Consider the following 23,142-nt stretch of genomic DNA (forward strand, 5'->3'; position numbering starts at 1 on the left):
CACACAATAGCCCTCTTTTTACAGACTGTGGCCTTTAACCCCAGGCTTTCACTTCAACGCTGATATTCATGGCGACATTCAAAGACATCCAACTGCTTCGTACCACCTACCTGCGTGGCCCCAGCGTCTGGACTTACCGTCCAGTCCTTGAAGTGTGGTTGGACTTGGGCGAGTTGGAAGAGTACCCCTCCAACAAAATCGAAGGTTTCACACCGCGCCTGACCGCCTGGCTACCCGGATTGATCGAGCACCACTGCGGTGTAGGCCATCGTGGCGGTTTTCTAGAACGCCTAAATGAAGGCACCTGGTGCGGTCATGTGATGGAACACACCATCATCGAATTGCTGAACATGGCGGGCATGCCCGCCGAGTTTGGGCAGACCCGCTCTGTCTCGCAGCACGGCGTGTACCGCATGGTGTTCCGCTGCCCAGAGGAGTCCGTGGCGCATGTGGCGTTGAAGCAAGGCCACGCGCTGATCATGGCAGCCATCAACGACTTGCCCTTTGATGTGACCGCTGCGGTGGACGCCATCAAGGCCGAAATCGAAAACCGCTACCTCGGCCCCAGTACGGCAAGCATTGTCAATGCCGCCGCCGAACGTCGCATTCCCTGCATTCGCCTGAACGACGGGAACCTGGTGCAACTGGGCTATGGCGCAGCGCAACGCCGTATCTGGACCACAGAAACGGACAAGACCAGTGCCATCGGCTTTGGCATTGCCGAGGACAAGGATCTGAGCAAGCAGCTCATCAAAGCCTGTGGTGTACCCGTCCCCGAGTGGGAACTGGTCAACTCTGCCGACCACGCCTGGGAAGAAGCCGATTACATGGGTCTGCCCGTCACGGTCAAACCCTACAACTCCAACAAGGGCCAAGGTGTCAGCGTCAACCTGAACACCGAAGCCGAAGTGCGCGCCGCCTATGACGAGGCCCGCAAGCTGACTCGCTATGTGATGGTTGAGCGCCATGTTCCCGGCCACGTGCACCGTCTGTTGGTGGTCGGCGGCAAGGTGGTCGCCGCTTCACGAGGTGAATACCCCGAAGGGGGCCACAATCCCCGCGCCAAGGTGGTGACGGTGGACTGCACCGATAACGTACACCCCGACGTGGCCTATATGGCGGCACTGTCGGCCAAGGTAGTTGGCCTTGACATCGCCGGTGTTGACCTGGTCTGCCACGACATCAGCCAGCCGCTGGAAGCCCAGGGCGGTGCGATCTTGGAAGTCAACGGCGGCCCTGGTCTGCTGATGCACCTCAAGCCCAGCGTGGGCGTGGCTCGTCCTGTGGGGCAAGCCATCGTGGAACACCTGTTCCCTACCACCGATGGTGACAGCGACGGCCATGCCTCGCGTATTCCCGTGGTCGGTATCGCTGGCACGCGCCACAACGCCTTCATTGCCCGTTTGGTGGGATGGTTGCTGCAACTGAGCGGCAAGCGCACTGGCGTGGCCAGCAGCGAAGGCACCTTTCTGGAAGGTCGCCTGACCCAGAAAGGTGACAACACCAATTGGCATGCGGCCCACCGCCTGCTGGTCAACCGCCTGGCAGAGGCAGCTGTGGTGCAGACCACGGCCCGCTCCATCCTGGAAGAAGGTCTGGCCTATGACCGTTGCCAGGTGGGCGTGGTCACCGATATGGATGGCTTTGAAAACCTGGCAGACCACGATGTGCTGGAAGCCGAGCAAATGACCCGTGTCATGCGCACGCAGATTGACGTGGTCCTCAGCCAGGGCGCGGGGGTGCTGAATGCAGACGATGAACTCACCGTCGACCTGGCACGCCTGTGCGATGGTCAGGTCCTGTTCTACACCCACGACCCCAAGAACACCGCGGTGCTTGCTCACCGCGAAGCCGGTGGTCGTGCCGTGATCCTGAATGGCAACGAAGTGCTGCTGGCGCAAGGTGCAACTGAACGCGTACTGGGCAAACTGGATGCGCTGCGCCCCGTCAATGGCTTTGAGCCTGACTCCTGCGCCCTCCTGGCAGGCATTGCAACTGCCTGGGCACTGGACATCACACCCGAATTGATTGCTGCTGGCATCAAAACCTTTGATTACCAGCCCGCTTAATTGAAAAGATAGCTATCAGCGCTTGTCTCATCTACCTTAGAAGCCAATTTGATTATTGAGTTGGCGGAAAGACAGACCATGGAAATTTCACGCTCTCGCGCCTTGCGTGGCCCCAACCTCTGGAGCCGCAATACCGCTATCGAATCCATCGTGCATTGCTCTCCTGAAGAGCAAAACTTCACGCTGATTCCTCGCTTTGAGGAAAAGGTTCGCGCCCGCTTTCCTGCCATTGGCGGCTTACGTGCCCAGGGAATGGACAACACCCTCTCCCTGGCACATGTGCTGGAAGCCGCGGCGCTGTCGCTGCAAGCCCAGGCTGGCTGCCCTGTCACCTTCAGCCGCACGCATGAAACCGTGGAAGCAGGCACTTACCAGGTAGTGGTGGAGTACACCGAAGAGGCCGTCGGCAAGCGTGCCATGGCATTGGCCGAAACACTGATCAATGCAGCTCTGACGGATGCAGAGTTTGATATCAAGGCGGCCCTCGCAGAACTGCGTGAGCTGGACGAAGATGAGCGCGTGGGCCCCTCCACAGGCTCGCTGCTCAATGCCGCCATTGCGCGGGGCATTCCTTTCCGGCGCTTGACCGCAGGCAGCCTGGTGCAGCTTGGATGGGGCTCCAAAGCGCGCAAATTTCAGGCCGCAGAGGTGGACCAGACCAGCTCCGTAGCCGAAACCATTGCCCAGGACAAAGACCTGACCAAACGCCTGCTCCACGCAGCGGGTGTTCCGGTCCCCATGGGCCGCCCCGTCAAAGACGTGGAAGATGCGTGGGCAGTGGCGCAGGAAGTGGGTATGCCTGTGGTGGTCAAGCCCCAGGACGGCAACCAGGGCAAGGGGGTGACCGTGAACATCACCACCCGCGAGCAACTGGAGAAGGCCTATGCCACCTCCATGGAGTTTGGCACGGTGGTGATGGTTGAGCGCTTTTTGCCCGGTCATGACTTCCGCCTTTTGGTGGTGGGCAACCAGCTGGTGGCCGCTGCCCGCCGCGACCCTCCTCAGGTGCTTGGAGATGGCGAACACACCATCCGTGAGCTGGTCGACATCGTCAACCAGGACCCTCGCCGTGGTTCCGGCCATGGAACGGCACTGACCAAGATCCGCCTGGACGATATCGCCCTGGGGCGCATCGCCAGCGAAGGGCTGACACCGGATTCCATTCCTGCCCAGGGGCAGCGTGTGGTGCTGCGCAACAACGCCAACCTCTCAACTGGCGGCAGTGCCACTGACGTGATGGACGACGTGCACCCCGATATCGCTGCGCGTGCGGTTGAAGCCGCGGCCTGCGTGGGTCTGCACATCTGCGGCGTTGACGTGGTTTGCGAAACCATGCTCAAACCACTTGAAGAGCAAAACGGCGGCATTGTCGAAGTGAATGCTGCCCCCGGCCTTCGCATGCACCTTGCCCCATCATTCGGTAAACCGCGCAATGTGGGCACGCCCATGATCGACCTGTTGTTCGGACCTGGCGAGGATGGCCGCATCCCGGTAGTGGCCGTCACCGGAACCAACGGCAAGACCACCACCACCCGCCTGATCTCGCACATCTTTGCCACACAAGGCTTGCGTGTGGGCATGACCAACACCGACGGTGTCTATGTGAATGGGCGCCAGATCGACAGCGGCGACTGCTCAGGCCCCAAGAGTGCACGCAATGTGCTGGCCCACCCCGAGGTGGATGCTGCCATTTTGGAGTGCGCACGTGGAGGCATCTTGCGCGAAGGCCTGGGCTTTGACCGTTGCCAGGTGGCCGTGGTCACCAATGTGGGCGAAGGCGATCACCTGGGTCTGAACTTCATCACCACCGTCGAAGACGTCATGGTCCTGAAGCGCGTGATTGTGCAGAACGTGGCCCCTACTGGCTACGCCGTGCTCAACGCCATCGATCCGCATGTGGCACCCATGGCCAGTGTCTGCCAGGGCAAGATCATCTACTTTGGTGCTGACCGCCACCACCACGTCATGGCCACACACCGTGCGCAAGGCAACCGCGTGGTGTATGTCGACGATGGTCACATCGTCTGCGCCGAAGGCGCATTCAAAGAAAGCATTGCGCTGGCTGACATTCCCCTCACACGCAATGGCAGCATCGGCTTCCAGGTGGACAACGCCATGGCCTCGATTGGCGCCGCATGGGCCGCAAATCTGCCTTGGGACACCATCCGCCGTGGTCTGGCCTCCTTCCACAACGACAGCGCCAACGCTCCGGGCCGCTTCAATGTGATGGATTACAAGGGAGCCACCATCGTGGCCGACTACGGTCACAACCCCGATGCCATCCGTGCGCTGACGCAGGCCGTATCCAGCATGCCTGCCAACCGCCGTAGCGTGGTGATCAGTGGCGCTGGCGATCGTCGTGACCAGGACATCATTGAGCAGACCCGCATTCTGGGTGCCGCGTTTGATGACGTCATCCTCTATCAGGATGCCTGCCAACGTGGCCGTGAAGATGGTGAAGTGCTGGCCCTGCTGAAGAAAGGCCTGGAAGGCGCTAGCCGCACCAGCTATACCACGGAGATTCATGGCGAATTCATCGCCATTGACCATGCACTCAGCCGTCTGCAAGCCGGTGATCTGTGTCTGGTATTGGTTGACCAGGTGGAAGAGTCGCTGGAACACCTGCGCAAGCATGTGGAAAGCGCCAATACCGCAGCCTGAACGGCGTTAGCCTCCGTCGCATCGCCTCGAAGGCGCTGGTGCTTTTTTTGCACCAGCGCCTTTCTTATTTCTGCAGTGATGGCCTAGCGCTTGAGAAAATCGATCAGCGCATGGTTGAACTCTTCGGCATGTGACACATTGCAGCCATGCGGACCACCTGCAATCACGTGCAACTCTGCCCCCTGTACCAACTTGTGCGTACGCTGACCACTGACTTCAATCGGAACCGTCTGGTCACTATCTCCATGAATCACCAGCGTCGGTAGGTTGAACCTGGCAAGGTCATCTCGAAAGTCGGTACAGGAGAAGGCCTGCACGCAATCATGCGTTGCTTTGGGCGAAGCCATGGATGCGATCGCTTTGGCGAACAGCCGCTGATCTTCGCTGACAGCCAGCCTGCCACCTTTGGGCGTGAAAAACTTCTGCGTAAAAGCTTCCAAAAATGCCTGACGGTCTGCTTTCACGCCTGCTTGTTTTTCCTCCACGTCTTTTTCACTGACCGCACCTTCCGGGTTGTTCTCTGCTTTGAACAAATATGGCGGTACGGCCGCTGCAAAGACAGCTTTGGTGACGCGTGCGCTGCCATAGGTGCCTACATAGCGCGCGACCTCGCCGCCGCCCATGGAAAAACCCACCAGCGTGGCATCTTCCAGATCCAGTGCTTGCATCAAGTCGTGCAGATCCTGCGCCATCACATCGTAGTTGTAGCCGTCCCAGGGTCGGCATGAGTCACCAAAGCCGCGGCGGTCGTAGGTAATTACTCGAAAACCAGCATCAACCAAAGGCCCGACCTGTGCCTCCCACGACTTGCCACTCAAGGGCCAGCCATGGATGAGCACCACGGGCTTGCCCGAGCCCTGGTCTTCGTAATACAGTGCACCACCTTGGGCAGTAGGATGTGTCAGTGTCACAAACGGCATCGCGATCCTCCTTGCAGCAGTTGAAAGCTGTCAGCTTGGTCTGGCAGACACTCTGCGTCTGTCAGCCGATCCCGAAGTTACCCTCGCAAACGTTACAAGGCTGGCGTCAGCAAACGCTGCTGCATGCGGCTCCATCGCACACCACGCCACACACTCAAAGCCGCACATGCTGCCAGTCCGGCACCTATGCTGCAGGCCCCCATCCATCCCGCCATATTCCAGGCCCATACGCCCAGGGCCGAGCCTAGCGATGCCCCCGCAAAATACCCTGTCATATACACCGCGTTCATGCGGCTGCGTGCCTCGGGCAGCAGGCTGGCAATGCTCGATTGGTTGGTCACATTGATGGCCTGCAATCCCAAATCCATCACCAGCACACCCACCACAAACCACAGCACACTCATCTGCCCCCACCACAGCGGCAGCCAAGACAGCAGCAGCATCGCCGCGCCCAGCCGCAGCAAGGCATTGTCCTTGCCACGATCAGCCCAACTGCCCGCCACATTGGCGATCAATGCGCCAGTCACGCCCGCCAGTCCGACCAGGCCGATCTGCGCATCACTGAGCTGCAGCGGCGCGCTGGACAGCACCAGCGCCATGGTGGCAAACATCACACTGACCGAGGCAAATGCCAGTGCACTGGCCGTGGTGCGCAGGCGCAGCGCAGGCTGGGTGCGCAGCAACTGCCCCATGGATAACAGCACCTGCGTGTATCGCATGGGTTGCGGATGGCGCGAGGTTGGCAAGATATGACGCATCCAAAGCGCCATCAGCACCATAGCCACTGCGGTGAGCTGGTAAACCAGACTCCACCCGCCCAGCGCAGACAATCCACCTGCGACACTGCGTGAAAGCAAGATACCAACGAGCAAACCGCTGAGCACCAACCCCACATTGCGCCCCGCACGGCCAGGCGCTGCCAGAGCCGCCGCCATGGGTACCAAAACCTGGGCGGCCACCGAGAAAAGCCCAGCCACCAGGGTACCCCCCATGAACCAGGCAAAGCTGTTGCCCCACCCGACCATGGCATGCCCCGCAGCCGCCAGCATCATCAGCACCACGGCCATGCGACGGCGTTCCAACTTGTCTCCCAGCGGCGTGATAAACAGCAGCCCCACCGCATAGGCTACCTGCGCCACGGTGACAGATAGACCCGCAGTGGCATCCTCCACACCGAAGTGCAAGGCAATGGAATGCAGCAAGGCTTGGTTGAAGTAATTGCCACCGGCACACAAGCCACAGGCGACGGCCATCAAAAGCAAAGCTGGCGCAGCCAAAACGCGGGGCCGCACCAAAGTATCGGGTTCAGACATGGAGAAGAGATAAGCAAGAAAAAGCGGCCTGCCATAGCGCATGACCGCAGCGCGAAGGGGAATGCGAGATTCCCGTGCGCCGATCCAATCAGCCTTGATTGTCCTTCGGCTGCGCAGGAACTGCAGCCATCTCTCACAAACCTGCAATCCGCCAAGTACATGGTCTCGCTGCAAAGCACGCTGGCAAATCGTATGCTTGCAGCCTATGAAAGTACATCGACTCTGGCTGGCCAGTGCCACCTTGCTGCTGGGCTGTGGCTACGCTGCCGCAAACTCCGAAACCATTGGATCGGTGGATACCGTTTTCAAACTCTTTGGCCCTGACCACAAGATTGTGGTGGACGCTTACGACGACCCTAAAGTCACCGGCGTCACCTGCTACGTCTCGCGCGCAAAAACAGGTGGCATCAAAGGCGGACTGGGCCTGGCCGAAGACCGCTCGGAAGCTTCCATCAGCTGTCAGGCTACCGGCCCCGTGAGCTTTCCGGCCCCCATCAAGCAGCAAGAAGAAGTCTTCACCGAACGCACATCGCTGCTGTTCAAACGTCTGCGCGTGGTACGCATGGTGGATAGCACACGCAATACGCTGGTGTACATGACCTACTCCGACCGCGTGATTGAAGGCTCGCCCCAAAACAGCGTGGCCGCCGTGCCCGTGGCCCACAGCACGCCCATTCCTGTGAAATAAGTCTCGGAACTAGCTTCGGGGAATGGATGCCTGCTCCGCATAGGCAGTGCAGCTGTCCAGAAAAGCCTGTAGCGCAGGAGAGGCATGCCTGCCCACACGCTGGACCATGGAGAACTGCCGCTCCATCTTCGGCAATGATGAGGGTAGCAGCACCAGCTCTCCCGCATCCAGCATGGATTTCACCACCACCCGCGACAGGCAGCTGATCCCCAGGCCCTGCGCAACGCAGCGCGCAATCGCCTCCGAGCTGCCCATGGTGGCTGCTGCTGGCAACTGCTGCAAACGCGGCAGCAAGGCGTGCTCCACCACCTCGCGTGTGCCTGACCCTTCTTCACGCAGCAACCAACGTGCCTCACGCAGCATGCTCACGCCAACCGGCTGATGCTGCGCAGACAGTGCCAAAGCGTCTGTAGGCGCTGCCACGATGACCAACTCATCGGCCATCCAAGGCCACACATGCAGGCCATCCCAATGGCTGCTTCCTTCGATGAGCCCTATATCCACTTCCAGGGCCTCCACCGCTTGCGCCACTTGCCGGGTATTGGCAATGCGAACATCGACACTGATATGGGGATGGCTACGCGCCAGTGCTGCCAGCACATGGGGCAGCACGTAGCTGCCCACGGTGGTGCTGGCAGCCACACGCAAGCGAACGGGCAATCCCTTGGCAGTACTGCGAAAAGCTTGCTCCATGCCACCTACCTGCTCCAGCACCGACAATGCCTGAGGCAGCAGCGCACGCCCGGCATCGTTGAGGACCAGTTTGCGGCCGGCCCTTTCAAACATGTGCGCGCCCAGCACAGTCTCCAACTGCTGCAAAGCTGCACTGGTTGCAGACTGCGACAACCCGACTGCATGAGCCGCTGCAACCGTGGAGCCACTTTGGGCCACCGCACTGAAAATTTCCAACTGGCGCAATGTGAGATGCAACATGGGTAGATTGAAACACTATCAACCTGTTTTACAGGTAGCTTCTACATAAACTATTAGTTATACAAATATAACCAAGTTATCTAAAGTTCCGCCATCGCCGTGCCCAACGCTACGGCGACGGCGTTATGAAAACTTTTGCATCTTCGTTTTCTCCCACCTTGGCGCTGCACTGGCTACGCCGCACAGCACCCGGTTTGCTGCTTTGCGCAGCAGTGGCCTGGCTCGCCATGCATCTGTCGCAAAAACCCTGGTTCGCAGGCTATGGCATGGGGCCCCTCACTCTCGCCATTGTCCTGGGGTTGTTAATTGGCAATACCGTCTACCCCCGCATGGCAGCCACCACCACCCCAGGCGTACAACTGAGCAAGCAACAGCTGCTGCGCGCAGGCATCGTGATGTATGGCTTGCGCCTGACCTTTCAGGATATTGCGCAGATGGGCTGGGGTGGGGTGGCGCTTGATGCGTTGATGCTCACCTCCACTTTCGGTCTGGCATGGGTGCTGGGTCTGCGCATCTTCAAGCTAGACACCCGCACAGCACTCCTGATTGGCGCGGGCAGCTCCATTTGCGGCGCTGCAGCCGTTCTGGCAACCGCCCCTGTGGCCAAAGGACGTGCTCAAGATGTGGCCGTGGCAATTGCAACTGTAGTGGTGTTTGGCACCGTGGGAACTTTTCTCTACCCCGCTTTGTTTCATCATGGCGGGCTGGGCTTGAATGATCAGCAATACGGACTGTATGTGGGCGCTTCGGTGCACGAAGTGGCGCAGGTTGTGGCCGCTGGCGCAGCCATCAGCCCAGACGCCACCAGTACAGCCGTGATCGCCAAGATGGTGCGGGTCATGATGCTGGCGCCCTTTCTATTGCTGCTATCGGTCTATCTGGCTCGCCGCACGCCCGCTGATAACACACAGGGCTCTGCCGCCATCACCATCCCCTGGTTTGCCCTGGGCTTTGTCATCACGGCGGGATTCAACTCCACCGGTTTTCTGCCTGAGCATGTGATCAGCATGGGCGTGGAAATCGACAATCTTCTGCTCGCCATGGCCATGGCGGCGCTGGGTATGACCACACACTGGCAAGCCGTGCGTGCAGCAGGTATCAGGCCCTTGCTGCTGGCCGCCATCTTGTTTGCCTGGCTGGTAGGTGGGGGCCTGTTGCTCACCCGCTGGCTGTCTTGACCCCTGCTGTCACATCGCGCGGTGCGCAGGCGCAAAAAAGGCAACCCTGAGGTTGCCTGATCAGGCGTCAAGCAAGCTTATTACAGCTTGTCCAAATCCGGCTTTTCTTGCAGCACCACATTGAGTTGGTCCACCACAATCGCCCAGTCATCGTCACACCTGATTTTCTCTTTCAGCATCTGTGCCTGCTGAGGGGTCCAGAAGGCGGCGTCATGCAGCAGCACGCCTTCTGGCAAAGGTCGGTGCTGGCGAATGAACTGCTCAATGCTTTCAGGGTCATTGGGCAGGCCCAGTTGGGCAAACAGCTCGGTAAAGCCTGGTTGAGATTCACCGGGAGTCAAGGTCATGGCATCCTCCGTGTTGTGATTGAAAAAACCTTTTCTGTCACTGTGCTGGCAGGCACAGCCACATACGCGCATCTTGCATGCTAGCTGCTTTGGGTGGTGTAGGACACCCGAACATGCTGCGGGTGCGGATAAACAATTGAAAAGCGTTTTTCATTTTCACGCAAAGCATTTCGCTATCCACCTACATGACAGTGACATGGTGCATTCCAAACTGTGGTCAGAACGTGTTTAAGGTCCAAGGAGTGCGATATGCCCAAGTCACCACCTCAATCCATTAACCCGGAAACCCAGATCGACACCACGCGCCGGCAAACGCCCGGTGATCCTGGCGCCAGCGGCAAGCTGCCCCATGAGCGCGACCAATCGGTCAACATGACCGACCAGACGCCCTCGCCAGATATGCAGCAAGCGCACCGTGATTTGAAAAAAGGCTTGGTGGATACCGATGCACGCGGCACTGATGGCAAGCCTTTGGGTGATGATGTGCCCACCGCATAAGCCTCTAACAGCAGCTTGAAAAAAGGCCGCAACATGCGGCCTTTTTTGGGAGCGCGCCAGGTGTTGCTCAATACCTGGCCATGGTCTAAACCATGGCAATGGACACTGCCTTGGGAATCAGATAAGCCTCCAGTGCCTCCGGACCTCCTTCTGAGCCATAGCCCGAATCCTTCACGCCGCCAAACGGCATTTCAGCCGATGCCACGGCTGGCTGGTTGATCCACAACATACCTGTTTCCACCTGCTGGCTCAGTTGGTGCGCGTGCTTCAGCGACCCGGTAAATGCATAAGCGGCCAAGCCATATGGCAGGCGGTTGGCCTCTGTGATGGCTTCCTCCAGCTTGTCAAAGCTGCGCATGGCAATCATGGGGCCAAAGGGTTCGTTGTTGAACACATCGGCATCCAGGGGCACATCGGCCAGCACCGTGGGCGCATAGAAGTTGCCCACTTCGCCCAGCGTCTTGCCCCCCAGAAGCAGCTTGGCTCCCTTGTCCTGTGCGTTGGCGACCAGCTGCTTCATGGCCGTAATGCGGCGAGGATTTGCCAGCGGCCCCATCTTGCTCGTTGCATCCAGCCCATCGCCCACTTTGATGGATTCAAAGTACGCCACCACCTGCTCGGTAAACTGTTTTTCCAGACTCTTGTGCACCAAAAAGCGAGTTGGAGAGATACACACCTGACCCGCATTGCGCAACTTTGCGGCACCCGCCGCTTTCACCGCCAGTTCCACGTCTGCATCTTCGGCAATGATGACTGGCGCATGCCCGCCCAGTTCCATGGTGCAGCGCTTCATATGCGCGCCAGCCATTGCTGCCAGCTGTTTGCCCACTGCGGTGGAGCCGGTGAACGTCACTTTGCGAATTGTGGGGTGGGGAATCAGATAACTGGAGATTTCATGCGGATCGCCATACACCAGACCAATCACGCCAGCTGGCACGCCTGCATCGACAAAGCACTGGAACAAAGCGGCGGGTGAGGCTGGGGTCTCTTCGGGAGCTTTGCACAGAAAAGAGCATCCAGTTGCCAGTGCCGCACTGATCTTGCGCACGATCTGATTGACGGGAAAATTCCACGGCGTGAATGCTGCCACTGGACCTACCGGCTCTTTGATCACCAGTTGCTGCACGTCGCCGCGGCGTGCTGGCACGATGCGACCATACAGGCGCAGCGCTTCATCAGCAAACCACTCGATGATGCCCACACCAGCCAATACTTCCACCTTGGCTTCAGCCAAGGGCTTCCCCTGCTCTTGTGTCAGCAGCGCGGCAATGTCGTCTGCGCGCTCTTTGAGCAAAGCTGCAGCCTTGCGCATGGTGGCCTGACGCTCGTGCGCACTGGTGTTTTTCCAGATTGCAAAGCCCTTTTCAGCCGCTGCCAGCGCGCGGTCCAGATCCTCTTTGCCTGCATGCGCCAGCTGACCAATCACGGCCCCTGTTGCCGGGTTGTGCACAGGAATGGTCTTGCCACTGGCTGCGGGTTGCCATTGACCGTCAATGAGCAATTGCGTATCGGGGTAGGAGTAAGACATGGAGTTTTCTCGACCAAAAAGAAGATGTACCACGCCAAGGCGTGGCGCGGCGATTCAAGTGTGCCTGACTGCGCGCTGGATGTGAAAAAGGCTTTTCGTCCTGAGCACCTGCAACCTCGCGCAACATTTCATTGCACGACGCCAGCGCAACGGTACCCGTGGGACATTGTAGAAATCCTGGCCGAGGACTCAATCCTTGATTGCACCAATCGCATCCTCAATTGGCGATGACCTGCGCGCAGCGGCGGCATGCCCTCAAGCGCGGCTGTTGGAACCACTGGACCTATGCTGCAACTTCTTCAAGCTTTGGCATCCCTCAAAGCCGGAGCCTCACGCACAAAGCCCGCCAAAAGGCGGGCTTACATTGCATGCGCTTGAGTTCGTCAACCTGCCAGCTTGAGGCTGCCCTTCATGATGGAAGAGTGCCCGGGAAAGGAACAGAAAAAGCTGTAGGCTTCACCGGTGACCAGCTTGGCTACATCCAGTTTTACCGAGCTGCTTTCTCCGCCACCAATCAGGGCTGTATGCGCCAGCACGCGGGCATCTGCAGGCTGCAAATAGTCCTTGCCCACTCCTGCACCAATACCGTCCTTGGCTACAGCGGCCATATCGGATGACTTGCTGATGACGATGTTGTGCCCCATGGCAGTCTTGGGCAGCTTGCCCACATGCTTCAGTGTGATCTCAAAACTTTTGCAGGATTTGGGCACTTCCATGCTTTTCACATTGAACTGCATGGCATCGTTGCTTTCCACGACCACCGCACATTCCTTGGCCATTGCGCTGGGCATTGCCAGCATGCCAGCAGCTGCGGCAGCTATTGCACACAGCGTGCGAGACATTTTTTTCATACGCATTCCTTCATCGCAAGCGTGCAAGGCACGCCTGCTGCACCACCGCTTTTACTTGACCACGTTCTTGGCGCCACGCACGGCTACCACTTCGATTTCCACCAGGAAAGCAGGATTGGCCAAACCGGCAATTTCAAATGCTGAACGAGATGGCAGATTGGGTTGTTCCGCTGTGCCAAAGAACTGGGTGTAGCCCTTCATGAAGCCGGCAAAGTCCATCTTGTTGCCCTTGGCTGGGTCCTTGACCAGGAACACTTGCATCTTGATCACGTCCGACATGCTCAGGCCCATGGACTTGAGCTGTGACTCAATGCTCTTGAGCACGTTCACAGTCTGACCTTCTGTATCTCCACCAAAGGCCGCGGGGTCATTGGCCGCCTTGGTTTTATCGATCATGGCGGGAACCTTGCCCGACAGGTACACGGTGCTCACTCCGGGAGTAACTTCCACAGCGTTGGAGATGGGGAAGCTTGAGCCAGGAATCTTGTAGCGGATCACTTCCGCGCTCTGGGAGCCATTGGTGGCACAACCCGTCAACACGGCAGCAGCCAGCAAACCAGAAACCAGCAAAGGGGTACGCAAAGACATGAGAACCTCGTTCAAAAGTAAAACAAAAGGAAAAGGGGAAACAGGAAGACGTTGTCCTGCAGGCCAAGCCTGCAATATGGAACTTACTTACGCAACTGTTTAACGTCGTCAGACTGGACGCTATCGGTGAAGCTATTGCCGAAATGCGTGCGCACATAGTTCACAACGTCTGCAACCTGCTCATCATCGAGACGCTTGCTGAAACCCGGCATACCGTGCAATCCATTGAGCACGACACTGACCGGATAAGCAGCAGCCACCAGCTTTTCATTGCTGGCCAAGGCCGGATAAAAACCTGCACCTTGCGCGCCCTGCCCCTGTGGCATATGGCAGCCCTGGCATATCGCCTGGTAGATTTTTTCGCCGCCACGCTGGGTATTGATCTGGCGGTGGTCCGAAAATCCTGCCTTGAGCGCAGCCACCTCGGCATCGCTGATCGCCATCACTTCTTGCGCTCCCCCCGTGGCAGAGCCAGCCAGGGCAGAAAAGCTGCCCATTGCCGCCAATAGGGCGATGGCTGCGGGCAGACTACGGTTCACATTTTTATTGCTCATAGCGTTGTATTCCTCGTGCGGTATTCAGCTCAAATGCTCATGGCCTTGGCATGCAGGCGCTGGATGGCATCCAGTGACGACAGCACTGCCCCCTCCTGCCATGCAGGAATGAATGAAATGTGCTCACCAGCCAGCACCAGCCGGTTATCAATCTGAGCCATGTTGTCGTAATGCTGCGCGCGCAAATCGTCAGTCCACGCACCGAAACACCCTTGAATCCAGCCCATGCGATGCCACGCTACCGATGTACCGTTGAGGAACTCCTGCTTGTATTGCGGATGAATCTGGCTGCCATATTCCAGCGCCAAGCGAATACGCTCCTTGGGTGTGAGCGAAGAGAAGCGATAGGCATTGGTGTTGTCAAACGAATACGCGCCCAGCAACACCGCCGGGCCCGGGCGCATGTAATCGTTGGAGGGATAAGAGATCTGCTGGATAGGCAGGTCGGTATTCGTAATGCCGCCGTAAATTCGCTCGTCTTCTTCCCAGAAGCGGCGCTTGAATTCCAGACCGATCTTCATGGAGCTGCCATAAGGCAATGCCTCAATACCAGCACGCATCTTGTCGCCCACCTGAATATCGAGCTGGCTCAGGATGGATGCAGGGATGGTGCACACACACCAGTCCGCCTGGACTTGCTGCTGCGCGCCATCACGGGTGTAGCTGACCGTGACTGCTTTGTCGTTCTGTGCAATCTTCGTCACCTTGGCGTTGTACTGAATGGCATGCCCCAAATCCCTGGCCATTGCCTTGGCCAGCATGTCCATACCACCAGCCGGCTGGAAGATGGTGCTGTGAAATTCCGTCAGATTGCCTGCCCCGATTTGCGCCCACAAATTGGATTGCAAAATCTCGGTCAGGCCAATCGGTTGTGATGCCTTGGCTCGCGCCATCAGACCGCCAGCAGGGTCCACGTCGTAGCCGCGGTACTCACTGGTATGCAAGCTAGAGACATAGCGGTAATCCTTGTCCAGCGCCCCAAAGCTCTTCAAACTCGCAAGCAGTTTCTCTGTATCTTCCTTGCTGATCGCGGAATCCAGCCCGCCCTGGTTCGCAGCTTTGGCCAGCAACTCAGAAACGTGTCCCCGGAAGTCGGTCGAGATATGCCGAAAACGCTGTGGTTTGCCTCCAAACGCCTTGCTGTTGTGCACATAGGCATTGTGATTCACCTGATTGAATGCCTCCAGCTGCACCCCGTAACGACGGTACAGATCCATCATGGCGTGGTGGTTGTGGGGCACTCGCCATGGGCCAGGATTGAGATAGTTGCCCTTGGCAAATCCGACTGTCTGCGTGGTGCCATCCAGCTCTGTGAACGTATCACCGCCACGCAAGGTCCACGCACGTCCGCCAGCGCGCCCCTGGTACTCCAGCACCGTCACCTTGTAGCCCGCATTGCGCAGTTCCACGGCAGCCACCATGCCTGCAAGGCCAGCGCCCAGCACCACCACAGAAGCGCCAGGCTTGGCCTTGCCCAGTTGCACAGGCCCTTGGTAGGTCGACTGTGCCGCATGGCCTAGACTGGACATGGCTTGATACATCACCGCACCACCCGCGGCTTGACCAATCATCGTGAGCAATTTGCGCCGTGTCAGCGGCATATGTACTTCTGGCATAGATCAGGCTTTCAGTTGTTATGAGTCATGCCTCCAACGTGCATGCAGCAACTTCCTTTGCAACACCTGTGCCAGAACACCGCATCGCAATAAAGCCCTGGGTGCCATTGCTTGTAGCCACGAAATCTGCACCGAAAAGCTGCGCCCCCGATCTTTGCGCTGAACCATAGTGGTTGCATGCGCATCAAAACTGTGCAACCGTTTTCACCATGGTGTCGTGCTTGCGGGCATGCTTGCAGGCAAAAAGACCAGTGCAAGACCCAAAGAAAAAGCCCGTCGAAACGGGCCTTATGGATTGCTAGGTGGTGGTGCTAATCGATGCGTGCTCCCGACGCATCCACCACGGTTTTCCAATGTGCCAGCTCCGCAGGCAAGCTGGCGGCAAAAGTCTTGGGACTGGAGTCCACGGGCTCGGCACCCAGCGTTTTCAAACGCTCTTGCATGACGGGTGTTGCCAGCACTTGCTTGATCGACGAGTGCAGCCTGTCGATGATCGGCTGCGGCGTGCCAGCAGGTGCAAACAGGCCATACCAGGACGTCACGGCCAAATCCTTAAGCACGGGAATCTCTGGGGCCAGAGGGGTTGGTTTGTCGGAGGCCACGCCCAACACGCGCAGCTTGCCACTGCTGACAAAAGGCATCACGCCCGGAAAGCTGCCAAAAGTCACAGGCAACTGCCCAGCAACCACGTCGGTAGCAGCAGCGGCAGCCCCCTTGTACGGCACGTGCAGCAACTCGATACCCTTTTGCTTTTTCAACATCTCGCCCAGCAAATGGTTGAGCGTGCCATTGCCTGCAGACGCATATTCAACCTGATTGGGATGTGCCTTGGCATAGACCACAAGTTCATCCAAAGTCTTTGCCGGAAACTTAGGATTCACCACCAGCAGATAGGGTGCCACCGCCAGTTGCATCACCGGTGCAAAATCCTTGATCGGATCAAAGCCGGTTCTGGAATACAGCGCAGGATTGATGGTGTGTGCGCTTTGCGCTGTCACCAGAAAAGTATGTCCATCGGGCGCACTGCGGGCTACCTGCGCTGTGCCCAGATTGCCGTTGGCACCCGGGCGGTTTTCCACAATGACCGGCTGGCCCAAGGTGTTCTCCAAACCCTGCGCCACCGCACGAGCAATCACATCATTGGCACCGCCAGGATTTTGAGGCACGACAAAGGTGATCGGCTTGCTCGGCCAGTTGCTTTGCGCAAAGACCATCGGCACCGCCGCACAGGAAACAACAACAGATGCAGCCAGCAAGGCATGGCGGCGGGAAAAAGCAGTGTGCTTTGGCATCACAACTCCAAGTACGTCAATGGACATGAACCACGCAGCAGCATGCATGGCTCCTGAGAGGCGAACTTGCGGCTTGTGGCCTGCAAGAGATTGCGCAGGCGTGTCGCCCAGGCTGCGCAGTGGCAAGTACCGCCAGGGCAAGGATGTTCGCGCCAGTCGGTCTTGAGAAGAGATAGGGGAAATCATAGGCAGGCATGCACCTGCGCTCGGACAAAAGCGCATGGGCTGCCAGCGTTCTGTCAGATTGGGCCCCTGACCTCGCTGATTCGGCAAGCCTAGCGTCCGTTCAAAGCCGCAACGGCCTCCTCACGCAATAAGCCCTCTTGCACAAGCACGCTTGGCTGTGCCGGGCCCAGCACCTGCGCACAGCGTGCAGGCAAAGACGGGCCTCCCAGTGCCTCGGCAATATCTTGCGTGGTGGCTGCAAACACCACGCGGGAGATACCAGCCCAGAACATGGCACCGCTGCACATGGCACAAGGCTCTGCACTGGCAAACACCGTACTGCCTTGCAAGCTTGCGGCCCCCAGCTTGGCGGTGGCCTCGCGCACCAGCACCAGTTCGGCGTGGGCAGTGCAATCGCTGGTGGTGTTCTGCATGTTGCGTGCAGTGAGCAAAACCTCCCCTTGCGGCGACACCAGGGTCGCGCCAAACGGCGTATCTCCTGCCGCGCGTGCTTTTCGCGATGCTTCAATGGCCAGAGCCATGGCTTGTACTTCAGAGGCTTTGTAGTTCATAGCGATCCATCTCTCACGTGCTCCAAAAGGCAGAGCGATATGCCTTCAAACCCTGTGCTCCAGGTTTGACTCGAGGTTTTTTACCAGCCACACGATGGCCTGTACCGGAGAACACCCCCGGGTCAGACAAACCTCAGACAGTGCTTGCGCATGCACCATGCGCAGCTCCACAGGAATGGTTTTCAACTGGTGGGCCACCGCCAGGGCAAAGCGATGTTTGCCGCCATGCAACTTCACCACAGCGCCATCACGATCCAGGGCAATGCCGATTTCCCGGTCGCTTTCCAGCCCCAACTTTTGCGCCACTTCTTTGTTGGAAAGTACGCCATGTTGGGCCACGGATGCATGCAGCGCATGAAATCGCTGGAAATAGGCCTGTATTTTCTCCAGACTGTCCAGCCGGATTTGCTGGCGTACCACAGGCCGTTGCTGCTCCATGGCTTTCACCAGCTGCGCATACGTGGGGGTGTGCTCACACTGCCAGCCTGCAGCCATCAGCTCTTGCACTTCCCGAAGCACAGGCAGACGTGACATCTCATAGCGAGCGGGAACCAAATCACCATAGGCCAGAAAATAGTCGCTGGTATGCAAACGCCTGTCGCCCAGCTCCAGCCAGTCAGCCATATGGAAGCGAATTTTCTCCAACGGGATCTGCAATACCAGCCGCTGACCCAAACATTCCTGCACCCACGCAGGGTGCAGCGCGAAATCCACAGCGTCGCCGCAATCGTGAGCCACATTGAGCGCACTCAAGCTGCGGCGCAGCAAAGCATTCAGTGTCCATGCAGGCTTGAACGCATAGCGCACCGATTTGGCGATCTTGTTGCGCTGGTTGCGCTGCTGGCGGTCTTGCGGGCTCAGTTGCGAAGTGTTCAGCCGTTTTAATCCTGCTTGGTTCAAATCGTATCCCTTGTACTCACAAGCCTCACAGCAACACCAGCCCCGGCGGCAAGCTGTCACCAAGGCTGCGTTTCTGGTCTTCCGCTTCCATATGCACCACCTGCTGCACCAGCTCCATCCAGCGTGCAGGTGCTGCCGCAGCGCGCATTTTCTCCAGCACCTGAGCGCGCACGCTGTCGGGCATATCACGCGCCACATCGCCGGTCATGCGCGCCATCTGCACGGCGGCAAACATCGCTGTCTCGTTTTTGCGCCAGTCCTGCTCCAGAGCGGCTTGCAAAAACTCCATTGCCGCAGCAGGCGGCATCACCAGATGCGCATTGGCCGCCAGCGAATGGCGAGCCGCCAAACGGCCAATGGCCCACCATGTGTGCGCGGTTTCGTTCGGGCGTTGCAGGCGCTGCAGCATCCACTGCCCCATTTCCTGACGATATTGCCAAGGCACGGCCTCCATGGCGGCAAACAGGCGCAACATGTCGTCATAGCTGCCATGGCTGCTTTTACCGCCATTGCGCTGCGTGGCTTGCTGCACGGTTTTCTGCATGGCTGAAGCTACCGCTTCCAGCACCTGCATTTGCTGCTCCTCGTTCAGACCCGCTGCCACGCGGCGCCAGAACACCCACCACTCCGTCCAGTTGGCGGTTTCCTTTGGATGCCCAAGGCCCTGGGCATACAAGTCCCACACCTGCTGAATACGCCATGCATCCAGCTGCGCACCCACGCCAGGGCGCAAACACCAGCCAGCAAGATTGAACCACACGCGCTCATGCTCAGCCGTACGGCGGCGGCGCCTGACACGCGCCAGCAAAGCATCAAACAGTGCACGCAGCAAGGCCACATTCCAGCCCTCGCGTGGCCCCAGCAACTTTTCCAGCGCCTGACGCAACTGCCGCACTTCCCTGGCGCTGACTTCCTGCGCCTGTGTGCCAAAAATGCGCTCGATCAGCGCCACGGCATCGGGCAATTTCTGCTCAGACGCGCTCACCCGCTTGGCGCCTTCTGTGCTGGCGCTCTCAGCACTCTCGGCACTGGCCGTCTCCGCCACCTGCCCCAACGCACCACGCACAGCAAACGGCAGCAACCAGGATTGCTCGGGGTCTGCCACACCATCCAGCAAGCGCACACAACGCACCTCCAGCGTGCCCACTTCGGTCATGCAGGCTTGCAGCTGCACCTCCACCTGGGTGGCCGCTTGCCCTTCAAGCGCAGGCAGCACGGTGGACAGCGGCGGCAGTTCCACCCAGCCATCGCCCTCCAGGGGCAGCAACTGCCCCGCCTGAGGCGCCACATTTCCGCTGTGTGCCAGCAACGCAAAACGCACAGCCTGCCCCAGCTTGAGCGCAAAACGGCGACCAGAGAGCACCACACGCACACCTTCTTCCGTGCCCTTGGGCAACAGGCAGACAAGCTGCGGCGCGGCGCCTTTTTTGCCCGGCAGCAGCAAGCAATAGCTGCGCGCCGAGCCCCCTCCGATCATGGGCAACAGAGCACGGTCAGGCTGACTAGCCAGTGATTGTGCCTGCGGCACCTGAGCCGTCTGCGCGCGTGCTACTTGTTCAGCCTGCCAGCGCGCCAGACCCGAAGCTGCTGCGCCGCGTGCCACTGCCCAATCGGGGTGCGGATTGTGCAGCACCCGCACAGGGCTGCCGCGCCATTGACTCAACTGCTGCGTCAGGCGCTGCGCCAGGGCATGGGCGTGGAATACGCCCCCATTCAGCAGCACGGTATCAGGCATCTCGCCTGCTGCATGCTGCGCCAGAAAATGCGCCAGATGCCGGCTGATGGCTGCATCGGCCGGGTACGGCAGACCAAAGCCACGCAGCGCCCCCTGCCGCTTGCCGGGTGTATCGCCAATCTGCGCCAAAGGCAAAAAGCCCTCCACCACCCACTGCTGCACCTGCGCCCGCGTGAGCGTGGCGCTTTGCGTGGCAGCCAGCAAACGGCTACCACCCCCGAGCAGCGTGATATTGACCTGCTCAGGCGCATCGGCAGCCAGCAATTGCTCTTTGGCAAGGCGGCAGCGCTGCACCAGGTGCGCAAAACGGGCAGCGGGCAGGCGCTGCTTACCGCCCGAGAGTTGTGGCTCCAGCTGGTGGGCAATCGCCAGATCCATGTTGTCACCGCCCAGCATCAAATGCTCGCCCACCGCTGTGCGCGTGAGCGTGGGCAAACCGCCATTCTGGGCCGCCTCCACGCGAATCAGCGTCAAGTCCGTGGTGCCGCCACCCACGTCCACCACCAGCACCAGGCGGCTGTCCGCCAGTTGCTGCTGCAATTGCGCGCTTTGCAGCACCAGCCAGTCATGGAAAGCCGCCTTGGGCTCTTCCAGCAACTGCACCTGCGGCAAGCCCGCCAACTGCGCAGCTTCCAACGTCAATGCACGCGCGCCTTCGTCAAACGAAGCGGGCACCGTCAGCACCACCACCTGCGCGTGCAAGGGCGCAGCAGGATGCGCGCGATCCCACACAGTTTGAATATGTGAGAGATACGAAGCCGAGGCAGCCAAAGGTGAAATCTTGGCCACATCCTCCCCGGCACCCCACGGCAGGATGGGGGCTGTGCGGTCCACCCCCGTGTGGGACAGCCAGCTCTTGGCACTGGCAACCAGCCGTGCAGGCACTGAGGCTCCCAGGTCACGTGCCCAGCGGCCAATCACCGCAGGCGCGGCATCGCTGGCACCCTGCGGCGGCCAGGGCTGCTGCCAGGCATCGCCCAGCTCACCCTGCGCGGCCTGGTAGCGCACAGAAGGCAGCAAGGTTTCCTGGCGTACCTCCGTGGCTGAAATGCGCTGCGGCACCTCCAGCAACGCAATGTCCTGCGCCGGCCCCATCAACGGCGCATAGGCCACCACGGTATGGCTGGTGCCTAAGTCAATGCCGACGATGAAGTGAGGCTCAGAGGAATGCATGGGAAATGACGCGCAATACCGGAACTAATTGGGGCTGATCGTAGCAAGAGCGAAGCCCTGATTGGCACACCTCAGACAGAGACCCTGCATCCTCTCGCCGCCACATCAACAGGTGCACAGACTTGGCACGCTAATTGCCATGTGAAGGACGAATCGTTCAACGGGTTCATTTTCTCCTTCACTGCAACGCAAAGGCAGCCATGCACTTTTCAGAGAAAACGCCATTGCCGCGCTCCAGCAACCGTTTTGCCCTTGGTCTTTTCCGCCTGTACAGACACCGCGTATTTGTGCTGCATCCCACTGTCAGCCGCGCCACCCCGCCGCCTGCCGCGCCGCGCCCTGCTCTGACCTATCCCTCCATCCATGCCTTTTCACGGTTCTCTCTTCGACTCACGGGTTACCGCACAGCTATGCATCTTCTCTCACGCACCACCCTCGCCCTCCTGACCATGACCAGCGCCTGCGCCGCCTTCGCGCAAGCCAGCCTCACCATTTATGGGCGTATCAACACCTCGCTGGAGCACCAGACGGTAGACGGCAAGTCTGTGAACGCCATGGTCAACAACAACTCGCGCATCGGTTTTTATGGCCGCGAAGAACTTGGTCACGGGCTCAAGGCAGGCTTTGGTCTTGAAGCCGGTTTTCAGTCCGACACAGGCGCGGGCATGCTCAACACGGGAGGCATCTCGTTTGGCCGCAAGAGCAATGTCTATCTGGCTGGTGACTTTGGCAAACTACAAATGGGCCGCTCTGGTGGAAGCTCCTACGACTTTGTGGCTGACTACGGCGTGCTGGACCAGCCCAACCATGACACAGGCTCGGTCTCGGACGCCATGTACTACAGCATCAGCCGCAGCACCAACGGCATCTCGTACACCACACCCACCATGGGTGGCCTCACGGTGGAAGCCGCCATGTCCATGCATGAAAAAGATCCTGACAGCGACATGAAAAACAGCGTGGACCTCGCCGCCAACTTGGTGCGTGGCGACTGGTCCTGGGGCGCTGGCTATACCAAGCGTGGTGACAACAACCAGTGGGGGCTGCGGGCGCACTACACACATGCATCATTCCAGATCGGTGCGTATTACCAGCGAGCCAAAGACGCCACCTCCGGCGGCTACTGCAATGCCGCACACGGTGGCTGCGGCACCCGCAACTCTGCCCGTATCAACGCCATGTACACCACCGGCGCATCAGAGTTTGTGATTGGCTACGCCTGGGCTGGCGACTGGAGCCGACAGGCGCACAGTGGTTCGCGCCAGATCATGTTGGGCTACAACTTCAACCTGAGCAAGCGCACCAAGGTCTATGCGCTCTACACCAAGTACCTCAACGAGGCGAATGCACGGTATGGCTACGGATTCAAAAGTGGCGTGAACTATGGCGACGATGCAAGCACCTTTGGCGTAGGTTTACGCCATGCTTTCTAAAAGTGCACGGTCAACAGCCTGAGCACCAATCGCCACCCAGCAGCCAGTGCCTTGCCCCAGCTAAAGCGACTTGTGGCAAGACCTAAATAAGTAAGACGAAAGACGAGAAACGTAGACAAGCCCGCTGA

19 protein-coding genes are annotated in these 23,142 nt (G+C 59.1%); 6 read left to right on the forward strand and 13 right to left on the reverse strand.

Annotation, left to right across the window (positions count from 1 at the left end):
• Positions 1 to 68: 68 nt before the first annotated feature.
• Both QEP11_RS17390 and cphA read left to right on the forward strand, forming a co-directional pair.
• Positions 69 to 2,069 (forward strand): cyanophycin synthetase family protein, encoded by a 2,001-nt coding sequence (locus QEP11_RS17390; protein ID WP_284337914.1) that lies wholly within the window; start codon positions 69 to 71, stop codon positions 2,067 to 2,069.
• A gap of 78 nt (positions 2,070 to 2,147) precedes the next feature.
• A complete protein-coding gene (gene cphA, locus QEP11_RS17395) occupies positions 2,148 to 4,730 on the forward strand; it encodes a cyanophycin synthetase (protein ID WP_284337915.1) in 2,583 nt (860 codons plus the stop codon).
• Positions 4,731 to 4,813: 83 nt separating this feature from the next.
• On the opposite strand, the gene QEP11_RS17400 is transcribed toward cphA, so the two are convergent.
• Positions 4,814 to 5,650, reverse strand: coding sequence for an alpha/beta fold hydrolase (locus QEP11_RS17400; protein WP_284337916.1), 837 nt, complete (start codon positions 5,648 to 5,650; stop codon positions 4,814 to 4,816).
• A 92-nt stretch (positions 5,651 to 5,742) separates the two neighbouring features.
• Positions 5,743 to 6,963: an MFS transporter gene (locus QEP11_RS17405; RefSeq protein WP_284337917.1), complete on the reverse strand. Its 1,221-nt coding sequence runs from the start codon at positions 6,961 to 6,963 to the stop codon at positions 5,743 to 5,745.
• Positions 6,964 to 7,168: 205 nt separating this feature from the next.
• On the opposite strand from QEP11_RS17405, the gene QEP11_RS17410 reads away from it, so the two are divergent.
• Positions 7,169 to 7,651, forward strand: coding sequence for a CreA family protein (locus QEP11_RS17410; RefSeq protein WP_284337918.1), 483 nt, complete (start codon positions 7,169 to 7,171; stop codon positions 7,649 to 7,651).
• 9 nt (positions 7,652 to 7,660) lie between these two features.
• Here QEP11_RS17410 and QEP11_RS17415 read toward each other — a convergent pair whose 3' ends face one another.
• On the reverse strand, positions 7,661 to 8,584 hold the full coding sequence (locus QEP11_RS17415) for a LysR family transcriptional regulator (protein ID WP_284337919.1): 924 nt from the start codon (positions 8,582 to 8,584) through the stop codon (positions 7,661 to 7,663).
• A 125-nt stretch (positions 8,585 to 8,709) separates the two neighbouring features.
• Here QEP11_RS17415 and QEP11_RS17420 point away from each other — a divergent pair, with 125 nt between their 5' ends.
• A complete protein-coding gene (locus QEP11_RS17420; protein WP_284337920.1) occupies positions 8,710 to 9,762 on the forward strand; it encodes a YeiH family protein in 1,053 nt (350 codons plus the stop codon).
• 80 nt (positions 9,763 to 9,842) lie between these two features.
• Here the strand turns inward: QEP11_RS17420 and QEP11_RS17425 are convergent, their stop codons facing one another.
• Positions 9,843 to 10,109: a DUF2789 domain-containing protein gene (locus QEP11_RS17425; protein WP_284337921.1), complete on the reverse strand. Its 267-nt coding sequence runs from the start codon at positions 10,107 to 10,109 to the stop codon at positions 9,843 to 9,845.
• 249 nt (positions 10,110 to 10,358) lie between these two features.
• Here QEP11_RS17425 and QEP11_RS17430 point away from each other — a divergent pair, with 249 nt between their 5' ends.
• Positions 10,359 to 10,607 carry a hypothetical protein gene (locus QEP11_RS17430; RefSeq protein WP_284337922.1) on the forward strand — a complete coding sequence of 83 codons (249 nt, stop codon included), beginning with the start codon at positions 10,359 to 10,361 and terminating at the stop codon, positions 10,605 to 10,607.
• A gap of 85 nt (positions 10,608 to 10,692) precedes the next feature.
• On the opposite strand, the gene QEP11_RS17435 is transcribed toward QEP11_RS17430, so the two are convergent.
• The 9 genes from QEP11_RS17435 to QEP11_RS17475 all read right to left on the reverse strand — a co-directional run bounded on the left by QEP11_RS17435 (position 10,693) and on the right by QEP11_RS17475 (position 21,581).
• Positions 10,693 to 12,135 (reverse strand): NAD-dependent succinate-semialdehyde dehydrogenase, encoded by a 1,443-nt coding sequence (locus QEP11_RS17435; RefSeq protein ID WP_284337923.1) that lies wholly within the window; start codon positions 12,133 to 12,135, stop codon positions 10,693 to 10,695.
• A 383-nt stretch (positions 12,136 to 12,518) separates the two neighbouring features.
• Complete coding sequence (gene azu, locus QEP11_RS17440; protein ID WP_284337940.1) at positions 12,519 to 12,977, reverse strand: azurin; 459 nt, start codon at positions 12,975 to 12,977, stop codon at positions 12,519 to 12,521.
• Positions 12,978 to 13,037: 60 nt separating this feature from the next.
• Positions 13,038 to 13,574: a RidA family protein gene (locus tag QEP11_RS17445; protein ID WP_284337924.1), complete on the reverse strand. Its 537-nt coding sequence runs from the start codon at positions 13,572 to 13,574 to the stop codon at positions 13,038 to 13,040.
• A gap of 83 nt (positions 13,575 to 13,657) precedes the next feature.
• A complete protein-coding gene (locus tag QEP11_RS17450) occupies positions 13,658 to 14,128 on the reverse strand; it encodes a c-type cytochrome (RefSeq protein ID WP_284337925.1) in 471 nt (156 codons plus the stop codon).
• Positions 14,129 to 14,157: 29 nt separating this feature from the next.
• Positions 14,158 to 15,744 carry a flavin monoamine oxidase family protein gene (locus tag QEP11_RS17455; protein WP_284337926.1) on the reverse strand — a complete coding sequence of 529 codons (1,587 nt, stop codon included), beginning with the start codon at positions 15,742 to 15,744 and terminating at the stop codon, positions 14,158 to 14,160.
• A 311-nt stretch (positions 15,745 to 16,055) separates the two neighbouring features.
• Positions 16,056 to 17,036, reverse strand: coding sequence for a Bug family tripartite tricarboxylate transporter substrate binding protein (locus QEP11_RS17460; RefSeq protein ID WP_349816787.1), 981 nt, complete (start codon positions 17,034 to 17,036; stop codon positions 16,056 to 16,058).
• Positions 17,037 to 17,311: 275 nt separating this feature from the next.
• On the reverse strand, positions 17,312 to 17,773 hold the full coding sequence (locus tag QEP11_RS17465; RefSeq protein ID WP_284337928.1) for a nucleoside deaminase: 462 nt from the start codon (positions 17,771 to 17,773) through the stop codon (positions 17,312 to 17,314).
• A 45-nt stretch (positions 17,774 to 17,818) separates the two neighbouring features.
• Entirely contained in the window at positions 17,819 to 18,673 is an 855-nt protein-coding gene (locus QEP11_RS17470) for a hypothetical protein (protein WP_284337929.1), read from the reverse strand.
• A 25-nt stretch (positions 18,674 to 18,698) separates the two neighbouring features.
• Complete coding sequence (locus QEP11_RS17475) at positions 18,699 to 21,581, reverse strand: Hsp70 family protein (protein ID WP_284337930.1); 2,883 nt, start codon at positions 21,579 to 21,581, stop codon at positions 18,699 to 18,701.
• Positions 21,582 to 21,991: 410 nt separating this feature from the next.
• Between QEP11_RS17475 and QEP11_RS17480 the strand changes: the two genes are divergently transcribed.
• Positions 21,992 to 23,014 (forward strand): porin, encoded by a 1,023-nt coding sequence (locus QEP11_RS17480; protein WP_284337941.1) that lies wholly within the window; start codon positions 21,992 to 21,994, stop codon positions 23,012 to 23,014.
• Positions 23,015 to 23,142: the final 128 nt, after the last annotated feature.

This window comes from Comamonas halotolerans, from assembly GCF_030162935.1.
Lineage (GTDB): Bacteria > Pseudomonadota > Gammaproteobacteria > Burkholderiales > Burkholderiaceae_C > Comamonas > Comamonas halotolerans.

Bases quoted from the DNA above. Each gene is read 5' to 3' on its own strand.
- QEP11_RS17390 (WP_284337914.1), top strand. From the start codon at position 69: ATGGCGACATTCAAAGACATCCAACTGCTTCGTACCACCTACCTGCGT.
- cphA (WP_284337915.1), top strand. From the start codon at position 2,148: ATGGAAATTTCACGCTCTCGCGCCTTGCGTGGCCCCAACCTCTGGAGC.
- QEP11_RS17400 (WP_284337916.1), bottom strand. From the start codon at position 5,650: ATGCCGTTTGTGACACTGACACATCCTACTGCCCAAGGTGGTGCACTG.
- QEP11_RS17405 (WP_284337917.1), bottom strand. From the start codon at position 6,963: ATGTCTGAACCCGATACTTTGGTGCGGCCCCGCGTTTTGGCTGCGCCA.
- QEP11_RS17410 (WP_284337918.1), top strand. From the start codon at position 7,169: ATGAAAGTACATCGACTCTGGCTGGCCAGTGCCACCTTGCTGCTGGGC.
- QEP11_RS17415 (WP_284337919.1), bottom strand. From the start codon at position 8,584: ATGTTGCATCTCACATTGCGCCAGTTGGAAATTTTCAGTGCGGTGGCC.
- QEP11_RS17420 (WP_284337920.1), top strand. From the start codon at position 8,710: ATGAAAACTTTTGCATCTTCGTTTTCTCCCACCTTGGCGCTGCACTGG.
- QEP11_RS17425 (WP_284337921.1), bottom strand. From the start codon at position 10,109: ATGACCTTGACTCCCGGTGAATCTCAACCAGGCTTTACCGAGCTGTTT.
- QEP11_RS17430 (WP_284337922.1), top strand. From the start codon at position 10,359: ATGCCCAAGTCACCACCTCAATCCATTAACCCGGAAACCCAGATCGAC.
- QEP11_RS17435 (WP_284337923.1), bottom strand. From the start codon at position 12,135: ATGTCTTACTCCTACCCCGATACGCAATTGCTCATTGACGGTCAATGG.
- azu (WP_284337940.1), bottom strand. From the start codon at position 12,977: ATGTCTCGCACGCTGTGTGCAATAGCTGCCGCAGCTGCTGGCATGCTG.
- QEP11_RS17445 (WP_284337924.1), bottom strand. From the start codon at position 13,574: ATGTCTTTGCGTACCCCTTTGCTGGTTTCTGGTTTGCTGGCTGCTGCC.
- QEP11_RS17450 (WP_284337925.1), bottom strand. From the start codon at position 14,128: ATGAGCAATAAAAATGTGAACCGTAGTCTGCCCGCAGCCATCGCCCTA.
- QEP11_RS17455 (WP_284337926.1), bottom strand. From the start codon at position 15,744: ATGCCAGAAGTACATATGCCGCTGACACGGCGCAAATTGCTCACGATG.
- QEP11_RS17460 (WP_349816787.1), bottom strand. From the start codon at position 17,036: ATGCCAAAGCACACTGCTTTTTCCCGCCGCCATGCCTTGCTGGCTGCA.
- QEP11_RS17465 (WP_284337928.1), bottom strand. From the start codon at position 17,773: ATGAACTACAAAGCCTCTGAAGTACAAGCCATGGCTCTGGCCATTGAA.
- QEP11_RS17475 (WP_284337930.1), bottom strand. From the start codon at position 21,581: ATGCATTCCTCTGAGCCTCACTTCATCGTCGGCATTGACTTAGGCACC.
- QEP11_RS17480 (WP_284337941.1), top strand. From the start codon at position 21,992: ATGCATCTTCTCTCACGCACCACCCTCGCCCTCCTGACCATGACCAGC.